Origin of the sequence: Aminobacter sp. NyZ550 (assembly GCF_025628925.2) — a bacterium.
In the GTDB taxonomy this organism is placed as follows: Bacteria; Pseudomonadota; Alphaproteobacteria; order Rhizobiales; family Rhizobiaceae; genus Aminobacter; species Aminobacter ciceronei.
Map to the genome: position 1 here is coordinate 3,535,317 of NZ_CP114190.1, position 14,897 is coordinate 3,550,213.

Here is a 14,897-nt window from a genome sequence, read left to right on the forward strand (position 1 = left end):
AATGGATCGGATCTTCCTGGAGTATTACGAGGAGGAGCTGACCCACATCCGCACGCTTGCAGCGGAATTCGCCGACATGCACCCGGCGGTCGCACGCAACCTCTCGCTCGACACCGCGCCCTGCCCCGACCCTTATGTCGAGCGCCTGCTCGACGGCGTCGCCTTCCTCGCCGCACGCACCCGGCTCAAGGTCGATGCCGAACGCTCGAGGTTCGCGCGCAGCGTCCTCGAAGTGCTTTATCCCGACCTGCTGACGCAGGCGCCCGCGGTGACCATGGCGGTGCTGAAGCCGGGCCAGCAGGTTCAGACGATGAACACGGGCCACGTCGTCAAGCGCAGCACCCGGCTTGTCGCCAACCTGCAGCCCAACCTTTCGACGCGCTCCACCTTCACGACCGCCCAGGACGTCACCCTGTGGCCGATCGAGATTGCGTCGGTCGGCTACTATCAGGATCGCAGCGCGCTCGCCGCAGCCGGCATCTCGCCGATCAGTGGTGTTGTGTGCGAGGCGGCGCTGCGCATCACCATCGCCAGATCCGGCAAGGGCAAGCTCAACGAACTGGCGCTCGATCGGCTCGACCTGCATTTTGCCGGGCGCACCAAGGCGTCGCTGCTGTTCGACACGATCTTTGGCGTCTGCACGGCAATTGGCGCCCGCCCCAACGGGAAGTCAGGCAAGCTCACGGTGCTGCCCCAGCCCGAGATGATCGGCATCAACGACAGTGAAGCTTTGATGCCGCGCACGCGTCCGACCTTCGAAGGCTACCGGCTGCTGCGCGAATATTTCATGATGCCGGAGCGCTTCCATTATGTCCGCGTGCAGGGTCTGCTGCCGGTCGTGCGCAGCTCCGATGCGGGGCTCGAAATCTTTTTCCTGCTGCGGCGGGCAGCACCTGAACTCGCCGACCTCGCGCCAGCCGACTTCGAGCTTTTCGCCACACCGGTGATCAATCTGTTCGAGCGCGAATGCAACGTCATCGAGCTCGATGCCCGCAAGACCCGGCAGGTGCTTTATGCCGACCGGACCCGGCCACGGGATTTCGAAATCTTCCGCGTCACCCATGTCGAGGATGCAGACGCCCAGGGCCCCGACGCCGAGATACCGGCACTGTTCAGTCTGGGTCAGAACCGGGGCAGCGGCTGGGTCTATTCGATCGAGCGCCGTCCACGCCGCGCCACCGAAGACGAGCGGCGCGAGGGCATGACGCGCACCTCCTACACCGGCGACGACGTTTTCCTGGCGATCTCCCGCCCGGCAGGCATCCCGGCCGGGCGGCCGCTCAAACGCATCGAGATCACCGCTCTCTGCACCAATCGCGACCTGCCGATCCTCGACGACAATCCGACGCTGACGCTGGAGAGCGGCGACCCGGTCGAGGCGGCCCGCCTGCTTGGTGCGTTGCGTGCGCCACAGCCCTCCATTCCCGCCGCCCTGCCTGCCGGGGCCGACGCTGAATCGCGGGCCGACGATCTGGCCTGGCGGCTGGTGGCGCAACTCGCGCTCAACTTCCTCAGCCTTGCCAAGGAAGGGCGCGGCGTCGATCCGCTGCACGCACTGCTCGACCTTTATGCCGATCGCGGCGATCCGGGGCTGGCGCGCCATGTCCGCTCGATCGTCCGCATCGATTCCCAGCCGGTGATCGAGCGCCTGGCGATACCGGGGCCGATGTGTTTCGGCCGCGGCATCGAGATCCTGCTCCACATCGACCAGTCGGTTCTGTCCGGCCAAAGCTCGCTGCTGCTTTCCGCGCTTCTGGCGCGGCTGTTCGCCCGCCACGCCGGTATCAACGGCTTCGTGCGCACCCGCACGCGGCTGCTCCAGAAGCAGGAGGACGTGCCATGGCCGATGACGCCCGGCAACCGCTTCCTGATCTAGCGGCTGCCGACACGCTGTCCGAGGGCTATGACTTCTTCGAGCTGCTGCGCCAGCTTGAAAACCGGGACGGCCGCCTGTTCGGTCACTCCGGCCGGCCGGACCGTGAGCCTGCACGCCTCGGCCAGCATGTGCGTCTGGGCTTTGCGACCCAGGACGTCGTCAATTTTTCGCCCGCCACCGACAAGGGTGCCGCGCGGGTCACCGTCGCCAATCTTGGCCTGCTTGGCCCCGAAGGCCCGCTGCCGCTGCATGTCACGCGGTGGGTGCTCGACCGCATGTCGCAGCGCTGGTTTGCCGGTGCGGATGCCCATCAGACCAGCGACACGACCTTCGTCGAGTTCGTCAATATCCTTCAGCACCGCATGATCGCCCTGTTCTACCGCGCCTGGGCGGACGCGCATCCCGGCGTGCAGGTCGAGCGTGCCGTCGGCGGGCGTATCCGCGCGATGCTGGAGGCAATGGCCGGCATCGGATTGCCCGAAACCGGCAACGCCCAGGACCCGGACATGGATTCGGTCAAGTTGCGCCAGGCAGCAGCACTTGCCGGACAGGTCGACGGGCCCGAGCGGCTGACCTTGTTCGTCGCCGAAGTGTTCAATGTGAAGGTCCAGCTCAAGGAGTTCGTGGCGTCATGGCTGGACGTTCCAGCCGCGCTGCAGACGAGGCTCGGCATGGCCAGCGCCTCCCTAGGCAGAAGTGCGACCATCGGGCCGCGCAGCTTCAGCCGCCAGAACCGCGTCGAGCTGCGCCTCGGCCCGCTCGATTTGAACACCTACTCATCCTTCCTTCCCGGCAGCCGGCGACTGGCTGTCCTCAAGCGCGCCATAAGCGACCTCCTCGGTGAATTGCTCGACGTCGACCTCAGGCTTGTGCTGGCCAGCGACGAGGTGCCGCCGGCCCGCATCGGGGCGGCGCAGCTCGGCCGAACGGCGTGGCTTGCGCCCCCTGCCGAAAGGGGCGATGCTGAGGATATGCGCCTGCGGACGATCGTCGGCTGGCGGCCCGAAATGGCGGGAGTCGGGGCATGAGCTTGCTCCTCACGCTTGAGCAGGGACCGCGCGCACAGGCAGTGCGCCAGACCCGGCTGGATCAGGGTGAACTCGTGATCGGTCGCAGTCCCGATGCGGACTGGCAGATCGACGACCCCGACATGTTCGTCTCGCGCGCCCACTGCAAGATCACGTCAGGACAGGACGGCTACGTCGTCGTCGACACGTCGAGCAGCGGCCTGTTCATCGATGACGCCGGCAGCGCCCTTGGCTCGGGCAACTCGGCGCAACTGCGCCATGGCATGCGGCTCCGTCTTGGCGACTATGTCGTTTCGGTGGAGCTGCAGCCGGCCGAAGCCCACCTGCAGCACTTCAAGCCAACACCGTCCAGGACATCGGTGCCACAACCGGCGCCTGCCGCATCTCGCGCCCCGGTCGGACTCGGCGGCGACGATTTCTTCTCGATCAAGACCGACGAGGAGCCTCAGCGTCCCCGCCCTGCCGATCTGCCCAATCCGTTCGAGCATCCCGAACCCGGCGCGTTCCGGGCCTATGAGCGCGCCGGCGGCTCCGAGCGCAATTCCGCTGCCTTCGACGATCCGTTCAGTCTCGATCCGGTGGCGACACCCGTTGCGAACGGCCATGCCGGCGACAGCCAGAACGGCACGGCAGCCTTTGCCGATCCTTTCGGCCTCGCTTCGGCCGAGACGCCGAAGTCAAAAGCGGAACCGGTCGTAACCCAATCGCCGCCATTCGATGACGGCTTCGATCTCCCGCCTATGACGCCGCTTCCGCCGGCGGTCGATGCAAACCCGCGCGAAACCGCTCTCGCTCCGCCCCCAGTTCCGGCTCCGGCACAGCCGGCCTCGGTTGCGCCCTGGGACGCGCCTGCCCGCCGAGCGGACACACCGCCCCCGCCGCCGATGTCGCTGCGTGCGCGGGAGAAGGCCGCGGCAAATGTGGTGGCAGCACCTGCAGCCGCGCCAACTCCTACGCCCGCACCGTCCGACAGCGCGCTGCGCGCCGCCTTCCTGCGCGGCATGGGCCTTGGCGAAAACGCCTCTTCCAACCGCGACCCGCTGGCCGAGATGGAAAAATTCGGCCGTGAGTATCGCCTGATGCTCGAAGGCCTGATGCAGCTGTTGCGCAAGCGCGCCGAGGAAAAGGGCAACGCTCGCATCGAGCAGACGATCGTCGGCTCCTCGGAGGTCAATCCGCTCAAGTTCCTGCCCACGGTCGACGATGCGCTGGCAACAATCCTGGCCGAGCGCACTCCGGGTTTTCTCGCCGGAGAGCCGGCCATATCGGATGCGATCCGCGACCTCGCCCAACACCATGTTCGCGCCTGGCGCGGCCTGCAAGGCGCGCTGCGCCACATGATCGACCGCTTTGATCCCGTCGCGCTCGAAGAGGAGCTGAAGTCGAGCTCGTCGATCGAGAAACTGCTCGCCGGCGGCCGCAGCGCCAAGCTTTGGGACCTCTACAAGAAACGCCATCGTGAGATCGCCCTGAGTGCCGAGACGCGCTTCATGGGCGAAATAGGAGCCGACTTCCGCAACGCATATGAAGAGGAGTGACGCATGATCGACCGGCGCGACTTCATTATTGCTCTCGGCGCTACAGGACTGGTGGCCGCCTGCCAAAGCGGGCCACCGAAACCGTCCACCGTCACCGTCAATGTGAGCGGTCAAGCCGGCATGAACCCCGGGCCCGACGGCGGCGACAGGCCGGTCACGGTTCTGGTCATGCGATTGAAGAGCACGGGCAAATTCAACTCGGCCGACTATTTCGCCCTGCAGGGCGACGCCGGCTCGGCACTTGCCGGCGATCTCATCGGCTCCGACCAGCTTTCGGTCGGCCCGGGTGCGGCGGCATCGAAGACGATCACCGTCGAGCCGGAGGCGACCGCGCTCGGCTTCGTCGCGCTTGTTCGCGAACCAACCGGTCGCACCTGGCGGACGACGAAGTCGGTTTCACCGGGTTCGACGGTGACGATCACCGTGACGCTCGGCAGCGGAGGCATTTCGGCCTGACCGGGCCATATCAGGAGTTGTCGATGCAGAGAGTTGCCGCATGACCGACGCAAACAGGGTGCTCTGGTCCGAGGGGCTTTTCCTTCGGACCCAGCACTTCCAGCAACAAGACCGCTTCTTCGAGGCGACGGTGCGCGGCGCGCTGCAGGCCGGGCAACTTCACACCTATGGCTTCCGCACGCTCACCCTCGACCCGGCCCAGTTGGAAGCCGGACAGGTCGCCGTGCTTTCGGCGCGCGGCATCTTTCCCGACGGCACGCCCTTTGCCATTCCCGACACCATGGACGCGCCAAAGCCGCTCGCCATCACCGCCGACATGGGCGGCGGTCCGGTGTTGATCGCGGTACCATTGGAACCGCCCGGTGGCGTCGGCTTCGATCCGGCGCATGCCGAGACCAGCGGTGCGCGCTACCGCGGCCGCATCGTCACCGTTCGCGATGCCGTGCAAGGCGGATCGGACCCCGAAGAGATCGAGATCGCCCGTCCGCAGGCCTTGTTGCTTGCTCCGGGAAAATCGGTCGGCGGCTACACGGCATTGCCGATTACCGAGATCACCGGCCTGCGCGCCGATGGCGGTGTTGCCGTCGACGCCAACTTCCTGCCGCCGACGCTCGCCACAGGTGCGGTCCATTGGTACGCCCAGCTTCTACAGGAGGTCATCACCGGGCTCGACCAGATCGCCGAGGCGCATGCCAAGATGGTGCTTGGCGGCCCCGGCCGCAGCGTCGAAGATCTGCTGATGCTCAACCTTGCCAATTCGGCGCGACCACGCCTGGCGCATATGCTGGCGCAGGACATCTTCCATCCGGCCGAACTCTATCTCGAACTTGCCGGCCTCGCCGGATCGATGGCGACCTACGGCTCGAATTCGCGCCGTCTCGCCGAACTGCCTGTTTATGACCACATGGCCCCAGGTCCTGCCTATTCGGCGCTCGCCGACACCTTGCGTTCGCTGATCCTCAGCCTGCGTTATGTCGAGCCGAAATCGCGGGCGCTGCCGGTCATGCGCCACTCCACCAATGTCTGGAAGGTGCGCATCGACAACCCCAAGCTGCTCGTCGCCAGCCGCATCGTCATCCGCGTCGGCTCCGAGCTGTCCGAGGACGCGCTGCGCAAGATCTTCGTCAACCAGGCGACGGTGGGGGCCGCCAGCGAATTCGAAGGCCTGTGGAAGTCGCGCCTGCCGGGCATACCGCTGAAGCCGCTGCATTCGCAGCCGCGTGAAATCCCCTATGACGGCGACCGCCTTTGCCTTGAACTCGATCAGAGAAGCGAGCATTGGGCCTCCCTCCTCGACGCACCCGGATTCGTCATCGGCGTTTCCGGCGTATTGCCGAGCGAGCCGCAGGTCGACTGCTATTCGGTGAACAGGTGACGCCATGAGCCAGGACGATCCTTTCGGCTTGTCGGAGGATCGTGAGCGTACCCGGATACGCATGGTGGGTACGCCGCAGCCGCGCATGCCGATGCCGTTTTCGTCTGCGCCGCTGAAGCGCTCGCGCACCCATCCGAACACATTGGTCAATGCGTTTTCCGCCTTGCTGGAATTCGCGCCCGAACTCGAAAACGCATTGCCGCCCGAGAATCCTGAACACCTTCGCACCCGCCTGCAGGAAGAACTGGTGCGCGGTCGCGACGCCGCCGTTGCCGCCGGATCGTCGGTCGAACGGGCCGATCAGGCTGCATGGGCGGTGGCCGCACTGCTTGATGACCTCGCGTTGAACACGCCGTGGGGCGGCTCGAGCGCCTGGCCGCGGCAACCTCTGGTTGTCATGCTGCGCGGCGACGTCGATGCAGGTGCCCAGTTCTTCTCGCGCCTGGAGGAGCTCGAGCGCCACCCAAACCGCGATAGGGAAATGCTGGAGCTGCAGTATCACTGCATGGCGCTGGGCTTCCGCGGCAAATACCGGGTGCCCGGCCGCTCGGGCGACCGGTCGCTGAATGCCGTGCGTGTCGCCGCCGCCCGCTTCCTGCGCGACGCCGATGCCGAAGACGCGCCGCTGTCGCCCAACTGGCGCGGCGTCGTTGCCGCCGACGAGGCACCGCGCTTCACCGTGCCGATCTGGGTGATGGGCGTCATTGCGGCCGTGCTCGCCACCACGATCTACATTGCCTTCTCGCTGGGGCTGAGCAACCAGGCCGTCCAGCTTTCGGCCCTGGTCCGCGCGCTTCCGCCGGCCGACCGCGCCGAGGTGTTGCGCACCACGCCCAAAGCGGAAGCGCCACCGGTCGAGACCGTCGACTTCGCGCTGTTGCCGGAGTTCGCGGCAGCCACGCCCGAGGGCCTGCGCCCGGCGCTCAAGGGCGCCGAAAGCGTGTCGCTGGCCCGCCTCGTCGTCCAGGCCTCCAACCCCGAGCTGTTCCAGTCCTCCAGGGCCGAGCTGACCGACGGCTTCCAGCCGCTCATCGAGGCAATCGCCAAGGTCATCGTCGAGAACCAGGAGCTGATCGGCAACGTCACCATCGTCGGCCATACCGACGGCATCCCGCTGCAAAGAACCAACCCGCTTTCCACCAACCAGCGCCTGTCGGAAGCCCGCGCCGCGACAATTGCCGACATGCTCGTCCAGAACGGCGTGCCGCGCGAGCGCGTGCGCTCCGAGGGGCGCGCCGCCACCGACCCCGTTGCCGACGACGCCACGCGTGAAGGCAGGGCGCTCAATCGCCGCGTCGAAGTGCTGGTCGAAAAGAGGTTGTGACAGATGTTCATCCTGCGCTTCCTCTGGTCGGTACTGACATCGCGGTGGCTCTGGACGCTGATCGGCCTGACGCTGCTTTCCCTGATCATCTGGATCTTCGGCCCCATCGTCGCGGTCGGCCAGAGCACGCCGTTTGCGTCCGAAACCGTGCGTATGGCGCTGATCGCGGGCCTGGTCATCCTGTGGCTGATCTGGCTGATTTTGGCGCAGCGCCGCGCCATCCGAGCCAATCGCATGTTCGTCGCCGAGATTGCCGCGCCGCCGGTCGAGAAGCCGCTGACGGCGGGCGAACAGAGCGTTGCCGCGGTCGGCGCCAAGTTCCAGGGGCTGATGGACGAGATGAAGCGGCGCAAGCTCGGCGGCCGCAAGTTGCTGCGCGACATGCCGTGGTATGTCATCGTCGGACCGCCGGCCACCGGCAAGACCACGGCTTTGCGCCAGTCCGGGCTGAATTTCCCGATCGACCTCACCGACGACATCCAGGGTGTCGGCGGCACCCGCAACTGCGACTGGTTCTTCGCCGAACACGCGGTGCTGATCGACACCGCCGGCCGCTACGTCCAGCAGGAGAGCCAGCCAGATGTCGATGCCGTGGAATGGCTGGGCTTTCTCGACCTGTTGAAGAAACATCGCGGCCGGCGCGCCCTGAACGGTGTCATCGTTGCCTTGTCGATCGATGCGTTCTCGGAGGGCGATGAAGCCATCAAGGCGCATGGCCGTAAGATCCGCCGCCGCCTCGCCGAGCTGAACGAACGTCTCGAAATCCGGCTCCCGGTCTATCTGATGCTGACCAAGGCGGACCTCATCAAAGGCTTTGAGCCCTTCTTCGGCGGCCTCTCGACCTCGGCCCGCGAACAGGTCTGGGGCACGACCTTCGCGCCTGATGCACGCGTCGACGGCAAGATGGTCGCAAGCGAGATCTCGTTGCTGGCGACCGAGCTCGAGCGCCGCCTCGTCCCCCGCCTCGAGGACGAAGACAGCCTCGCCGCCCGCGCCGAGATCTTCAGGTTCCCGGCCCAGGTCGAAAGCCTGTCCGAACCGATCCGTCTTCTCGTCGAACAGATTTTCGGCGAAAGCCGCTACGAAGACAGCGCCTGGTTGCGCGGCGTCTATCTGACTTCGGCCACACAGGAAGGCGCGCCCATCGACCGGCTGACCGCTGCACTCTCTTCCTCGTTCGGCCTGCCGCCGCGCCGCGCCATGTCGTCGCCACGCGTCGAAAAGCGCAGCTTCTTCCTCAAAAACCTGCTCACCGAAGTGATCTTCAAGGAAGCCGGGCTGGGCATGTTCGATCCCCTGGCGCAACGCCGCCGGACCTGGATCTGGCGCGGTGCCGCCGCAGCCTGCGGAGCAGCTGTCCTGCTTGCCGGAGCGCTGTTCGGACTGTCCTATTACGACAACCGCAATGCCATCGCGGCCCAAGCCGGCCAGTTGGAGGCACTGCAGGCGCCGTTGGCGCCATTCGCGGCGGCCCCGGCTCCTGTCGATGCGCCCGACATCGACGTTGCGCTGGCTGCGATGGATGAGGTCACCAATGCGCGCACGCCGCCGCCCAGCGGTTTTCGTGACCTGGTCGGCCCGACGGCCTCTCCGGAGCTGCTGCGGGCCCAGGCCGACAGCTACAACCACGCTTTGCGCAACATCCTCGAACCCCGCATGGTCGCCCTGCTCGAAACGACGATGTGGCGCCAGGTCCGCGATCCGGAATTCATGCTGGGGGCGCTCAAGACCTATCGCATGATGACCGGCCTCTCCCAGATGGACGCGGATTTCGCTCAAAACTGGTGGGTCAACGACCTGCCAGAATTCGCACCCGTCGCGCCCTTCCCGACGCCCAACGCAGAAGAGCACCAGCTTGCCGCCATTCGCCGCATGACGATCGACGCGAGTTATGTCGCGCCCGATCCGGCGCTTGTCGCCGAGGCCTTGAAAAGCGTCTGCACCATTTCGCTGCCAGCGCGCGCCTACAAGCAGCTGCTGGCCGATCCCGCCGTCTCCGAACTGAAGGAGTGGATCCCGGCGAATTTCGCCGGCCCGAACGGCTCCAAGGTCTTTGCCCGCCGCTCCGACAAAACATTGCGTGTCGGCGTGCCCGGCGCATTCACCTATGCCGGCTTCCACGACGTCATCCTCGATCGGCTGGAGGATGTCGCCGCCCAGGCGGCCCTCGACCGCGCCGTCTTTGCCGGCGGCTGCGAGGAGAATTCCGAGACCTCGGTGTCGGCGCTGTCGGAAGACATCCTGAAGCTCTACTACGAGGATTTCATCGCCCAGTGGGACAGCCTGCTGCGCGACATAAGGCTGGCACCGCTGACCGACCTCAACGTCGCCAGCGAGAATTTGAAGGACCTGTCGAGCGCCGATTCCGCGCTCAAGCGCCTGGTCACGGCAGTCGTTCACGAGACCGATCTCATCCGCTCGGACGAGGAGCCGGCCGGCGACAACAAGGCCGCATCGAAAGGCGCCTCCAAGCTGTTGGGCAAGCTCGGCAAGGTCGGCAAACTGGCCAAAGCCGGCGCCAAGCTGTTGCCGCGTGCCGGGTCGGCAGCAGAAGTCGACATGACCGGCACGCTCGTCGCCGAGCATTTCAAGCCGCTGAAAGGTGCGGTCGCCGAAGTCGACGGGCAGCCCCCCATGCTCGATGCCGCGGTCGTCGCCTTGACGGCACTATCGAATGTGCTGCAGACAGTCACCGCCAATCCCGACCCGCAGGATGCCATCAAGAAGCAGGGCGGGCTCGCGGAGCTCACCGGTGCCGTCGCGCGCCAGGCGCAGATCCTGCCCGATCCGATCGACGACTGGCTCGGCGGCATCGCCGGCGACACCAGCGGCCTGACCGAAAAGGCCGTCACCTCCGAACTCAATGCCATCTGGCGCGCCGATATCCTGCCGTTCTGCCAGGCAGCCTTGACCAACCGATATCCGTTCAGCCCGGAAAGTGCCGTTGACGTCAACGTCCGCGATTTCGCCCGCCTGTTCGGCCCAGGCGGACTGATCGACGCTTTCACCAACGACCACCTGATCAGCTATGTCGACACGGCCAAACAACCATGGACCTGGCGTGCCGACATGGGGCTGGATTCGTCTGCCCTTGCCGCCTTCGAGCAGGCGCGCCGTATTCGCGACGACCTGTTCCCCGGTGGCACCGGCCCCCTGATGAGCTTCACGCTCGAGCCCAAGGATCTGTCGCCGACAGTCACGCGGGTGACGCTCAACCTCGATGGCCAAAGCCTCGTCTACTACAACAACGCCACCCGCCCTCAGCCGATGACCTGGCCGGGCAAGGACGGCACCGGCACCATCTCGTTGGCCTTCCAGCCCATCGATGGGTCGCCTGAAGTCATCGTCAACGAAACCGGGAGCTGGGCCTGGCTGCGGCTGCTCACCAAGGGTCGCTTCACGGCGACATCGCTGTCCGACGTCTACAACCTGCGCCTCGGCGCCAAGAGTTTTTACGCCGACTTCGAGCTCAAGGCGGCAAGTGTCGAGAACCCCTACAACCTGCAGATGTTCAAGAGGTTCACGTGCCCGCAGAACATCTAGCCACCGGCTTCTACGGCAAGATTCCGGCGACCGGAGACTTCGTCGGCCGCGGGCTTCCCGGCGACTTCGTGCGCGCATGGGACCGTTGGGTGGCAAGCCACCTCGCGCCATTGCAGAGTTCGGGCGCCTGGCCAGAGGACGTGGCACTGCGTTTCCTGCTTGGTCCCGATGCCAACGGCCCGATGGCCGGCATCGTCGTGACGAGCAACGACCGCGCCGGCCGCCGTTTTCCGCTGACGGTCGCAGCCCCCCTCGCCGCCGCCAATTCAGGAGTGGCCGACATGGCGGCGAAATGGTTCGACGACATCGAGATGGCGGCCGACGCGGCGCGCTATGGTTATGTCAGCGCAGACGAATTCGCCGCCAGCCTTGCCGAGCTGCCGTTTCCGATCGCCGACATGACGGGAGAGCCTGTGCTCAGCATGGTCTTGTGGGCCGGCCCATGGGTGCCGGTGGACGTCGATCCGGCGGCCCCACAAGCGGTCCTCGACCGGCTGCTCACCGCGAGCTGGGAGACCAGCTGATGCAGATCTGGAACCAGACCGGCTACGTCCATCAATTCACCGTAGCCATGGACAAGGCTGGCCACGACTACATCGTCGTCGTGGTCAAAGGCACGTTCGACCTTCCCGACGCACCGGGCGGATTGGTGCGCAAGTCGGCCGAGCAGGCGCCGCTGGTCTTTGCCGACACGCAGACGGGCGAGCCCGGCTATTCCGCCACGCTGTGGGAAACCGATTTTGCCTTCCGCAAGCCGCGCTGCGACGTGATTGCCAATGGCTGCGCCTATGCGCCCGGCGGCCGGCCGGCGGAACGCGTGCCGGTCGGCATCAAGGTCGGCAACTGGTCGAAACTCTTCGAGATAGTGGGCCATCGCGAGTGGCGCGCCATCGGTCCAGTGTTCACCGCGACTGCCCCACAGCCGTTCCTGAAGCTGCCGATCAGCTATGATGTCGCCTGGGGCGGGGTCGACAAGCTGGATCCCGAGGACAAGATGCCGGGCGTCTATGCCGCCAACCCGGTCGGCACCGGCTGGTCGCGCACCAGGAACCAGCATCTCATTCCGGGCCTACGGCTGCCCAACACCCAGAAGGTCGGCGAGGAAGTGCGCTCGCCCTTCGGCGACTACACGCCGATGAGTTTTGGGCCTATGGGCCGCGGCTGGCCCGGCCGCATCGAACATGGCGGCACCTACGACGACAATTGGACCAAGAACATCTTCCCGTTCCTGCCGCCGGACTTCGATGAGCGCTATTTCCAGATGGCGCCGACCGACCAGCAGATCGATCATCCCAGGGGTGGTGAAGAGGTACAGCTGGTGAACCTGACGCCGGAAGGCCGGGTGAGCTTCCGGCTGCCGCCAACCGGGCTTGAGATGACCCTGTTCAAGCATGGCGCTAAGAGTTTCGAGGGTGTGCTCTACCCCGACACCATCCTGTTCGACCCGGAGAACCGCCGCTACCACTTGGTCTGGCGGGTAGCGCAGCGGATCGAGCGCACGATCCTGGATTTTACCGAATGCTGGGTAGGTCCCCCCACCGAATCCATGCTGAGGGCGCGGGCAGCCGGCCGCACCTTCGTCCGAGCCGACGGGGTAGCACCTGAAGAGGAAGAGGCATGAGCGCCGGCGTCGCCATCATTTCGGTTGGCATGGCTACGGCTGTCGGGCTCGATGCGCCTTCAGCATGCGCAGCCATGCGCGCGCGCCTCGACGGCTTTCAGGAAACCCGCTTCCTCGGCTCGCCCGAGGGATGGCTCACCGGCGCGCCCGTGCCGCTGCCGCGCAACTGGATCGGCGAGAAGCGCATGGCGCATCTGGCCGCAGGCGCCATCACCGAGGCGTTCGAGCGCGCCCCCGAAGCGCGTGGCCAGACAGCGCTCATCCTCTGCCTTCCCGAGGAAAGCCGCCCGGGCAGGCCTGTGCGCGACAACTCCGGCCTCCTCCGGCGGATCGGCGAAATCGTCAAGGTCGAACCCCACAGCCGCTCCCGCACTGTGGCGCATGGGCGCCCTGCCGGGCACGTGGCATTCGATCATGCCCGCAGGCTGCTGGCATCCGGCGACGTGCCCTATGTGATGATCGCCGGCGTCGACAGCTATCTGACCGCGCCGACGATTGCCCATTACCTCAAGGGACGCCGCCTGCTCACCGCCGACAATTCCAATGGCTTCATACCGGGAGAAGCAGCGGCCGCCGTTTTGTGCACCCGACCGAATGGCGGGAACTTCCAGCTTTTCGGCCTTGGCCTCTCACGCGAAACGGCCTCGATCTACAACAAGGACGACCTGCCCTTGCGGGCCGATGGCATGACGGCGGCCTATGATGCGGCGTTTGGCGAAACCGGCATCGAGATGAACCGGCTGGGCTACCGCATCTCGGACCTGATTGGCGAGCAGTACTGGTTCAAGCAGACAGCACTTGCCTCGATCCGGCTGCTGCGCGGCCGACACGAATTCCAGGATTTGTGGTCGCCCGCAGAATCGCTCGGCAACATCGGGGCCGCGGCCGTTCCGGTGATGGTGGGCATGGCCTGGACCGCGGCTGCAAAAGGCTATGCGGCGGGCAATCCGGTGCTCATCGAAGCGTCGTCGGATGATGGCGCGTGCGGCGCTGCGGTGTTTGCCACGAGGAGAGCGGCATGACCGTGTATGCCAACAGTCTGGAGATCGCCTGCAAGGCGCAGGCCAACAAGATTATCGCTGCCTTCCCCTATGTCTGCTTCACGCCGCCGCAAACACCCGCCACGCCGCCCGGTGTGCCGATCCCCTATCCGACTTTCAGCATGGACGACGACACCGACAGCGGCACCAGCACAGTGAAGATCGGCGGCAAGACGGTCACCCAGAAGAACAAGTCCTACTACACCAAATGTTCAGGCAACGAGGCCGGCTGCGCCCCGAAGAAAAACATCATCACCTCGGTGAACACCGGCAAGGAATACGCCCACGCCTGGTCGGGCAACGTCAAGATGGACGGCGAACCCATCAGCCGCTTCACCGACATCGGCTCCAACGACCACGCCTCGCCGACCGCCGGCGGCACGCCGATGCCGAGAATCTCCAAGGCAAAGCCGGCGACCTTCAATTGCAGCATGCTGGAGATCAAGCCTTACAACAAGCTGACCTGTCCGGAGGGATATGAGAAGGAGCACACAACGGAGGTGCGTTTCTTCACCGCCAAGGGCGTGCGCGACCTGACCCTGGACTGCTGTCAGGCCTATGACGAAAGCAAGGCTCCCTGCATCTGCATGAAGGCGAAATGGATTCCGGGCGAAGCTGCCAAGGCAAAGAAGGCCGGGGCCACTGGCAAGGTCATAGGCAAGGGGTCGAAGACGCCCCACAACCTCAAGACCCAGGAAGCGGCCAAGTGGATCAAGCTCAACCAGGAGGGCAAGCTCGGTGACTTCAACGAGAAATGTGCCAGGGCCACGGTCGACAACATGGATCACCCTAAAATTCCTGACGAAGTGAAGGATGCCGCCGCGGAGTGCCTCAGGAAGGCGAACCAGGATTATCAGAAAGAAAGCATGGGCAAGAACGCGCAGGAGGTGAAAGACACCAAGCGCTGTGTCGACACCTGCCCGAAGGCGATCGACCAGGGCCGTCTCGCCAGCGTTGCCAAGAAGCGATTGAAGAAGGAGGCCGTGAGCCTCGGCAAGGACCCGAAGAAGGTCGTCGTCAGGGCGTCCGACGTCGCCAAGTCCAAGAAGGACTGCCCTTGAATGATCTCTGCCTAGCCAACCGCCAGGGAGGCGTT

11 protein-coding genes are annotated in these 14,897 nt (G+C 65.6%); all 11 read left to right on the plus strand.

Features of this window, described 5'->3' with window-relative positions; genetic code table 11:
• Position 1: 1 nt before the first annotated feature.
• From tssF to N7E70_RS17650, 11 genes are read left to right on the plus strand one after another with little or no spacing between them, the layout of a single operon-like run.
• Positions 2-1,876 (plus strand): type VI secretion system baseplate subunit TssF, encoded by a 1,875-nt coding sequence (tssF, locus tag N7E70_RS17600; protein WP_263007121.1) that lies wholly within the window; start codon positions 2-4, stop codon positions 1,874-1,876.
• Positions 1,840-2,904: a type VI secretion system baseplate subunit TssG gene (gene tssG, locus N7E70_RS17605; RefSeq protein WP_067962038.1), complete on the plus strand. Its 1,065-nt coding sequence runs from the start codon at positions 1,840-1,842 to the stop codon at positions 2,902-2,904. The genes tssF and tssG overlap by 37 nt, the downstream gene beginning before the upstream one ends.
• A complete protein-coding gene (gene tagH, locus N7E70_RS17610; RefSeq protein ID WP_263007122.1) occupies positions 2,901-4,442 on the plus strand; it encodes a type VI secretion system-associated FHA domain protein TagH in 1,542 nt (513 codons plus the stop codon). Before tssG ends, tagH begins: the two co-directional genes overlap by 4 nt.
• Positions 4,443-4,445: 3 nt before the next feature.
• Positions 4,446-4,898, plus strand: a complete 453-nt coding sequence (tssJ, locus tag N7E70_RS17615; protein WP_067962042.1) for a type VI secretion system lipoprotein TssJ — start codon at positions 4,446-4,448, stop codon at positions 4,896-4,898.
• 40 nt (positions 4,899-4,938) lie between these two features.
• The gene (gene tssK / locus N7E70_RS17620; RefSeq protein ID WP_263007123.1) at positions 4,939-6,273 is read left to right on the plus strand and encodes a type VI secretion system baseplate subunit TssK; all 1,335 of its coding nucleotides are present in this window, start codon (positions 4,939-4,941) and stop codon (positions 6,271-6,273) included.
• 4 nt (positions 6,274-6,277) lie between these two features.
• Entirely contained in the window at positions 6,278-7,597 is a 1,320-nt protein-coding gene (icmH, locus tag N7E70_RS17625; protein WP_263007124.1) for a type IVB secretion system protein IcmH/DotU, read from the plus strand.
• Between the two features lie 3 nt (positions 7,598-7,600).
• Positions 7,601-11,140, plus strand: coding sequence for a type VI secretion system membrane subunit TssM (gene tssM, locus N7E70_RS17630; protein WP_263007125.1), 3,540 nt, complete (start codon positions 7,601-7,603; stop codon positions 11,138-11,140).
• Positions 11,122-11,664: a type VI secretion system-associated protein TagF gene (gene tagF / locus N7E70_RS17635; protein ID WP_263007126.1), complete on the plus strand. Its 543-nt coding sequence runs from the start codon at positions 11,122-11,124 to the stop codon at positions 11,662-11,664. Before tssM ends, tagF begins: the two co-directional genes overlap by 19 nt.
• The gene (locus N7E70_RS17640; RefSeq protein WP_263007127.1) at positions 11,664-12,761 is read left to right on the plus strand and encodes a DUF2169 family type VI secretion system accessory protein; all 1,098 of its coding nucleotides are present in this window, start codon (positions 11,664-11,666) and stop codon (positions 12,759-12,761) included. Before tagF ends, N7E70_RS17640 begins: the two co-directional genes overlap by 1 nt.
• Positions 12,758-13,783, plus strand: coding sequence for a beta-ketoacyl synthase N-terminal-like domain-containing protein (locus tag N7E70_RS17645; protein WP_263007128.1), 1,026 nt, complete (start codon positions 12,758-12,760; stop codon positions 13,781-13,783). The genes N7E70_RS17640 and N7E70_RS17645 overlap by 4 nt, the downstream gene beginning before the upstream one ends.
• Positions 13,780-14,862: a DUF4150 domain-containing protein gene (locus tag N7E70_RS17650; protein ID WP_263007129.1), complete on the plus strand. Its 1,083-nt coding sequence runs from the start codon at positions 13,780-13,782 to the stop codon at positions 14,860-14,862. The genes N7E70_RS17645 and N7E70_RS17650 overlap by 4 nt, the downstream gene beginning before the upstream one ends.
• Positions 14,863-14,897: the final 35 nt, after the last annotated feature.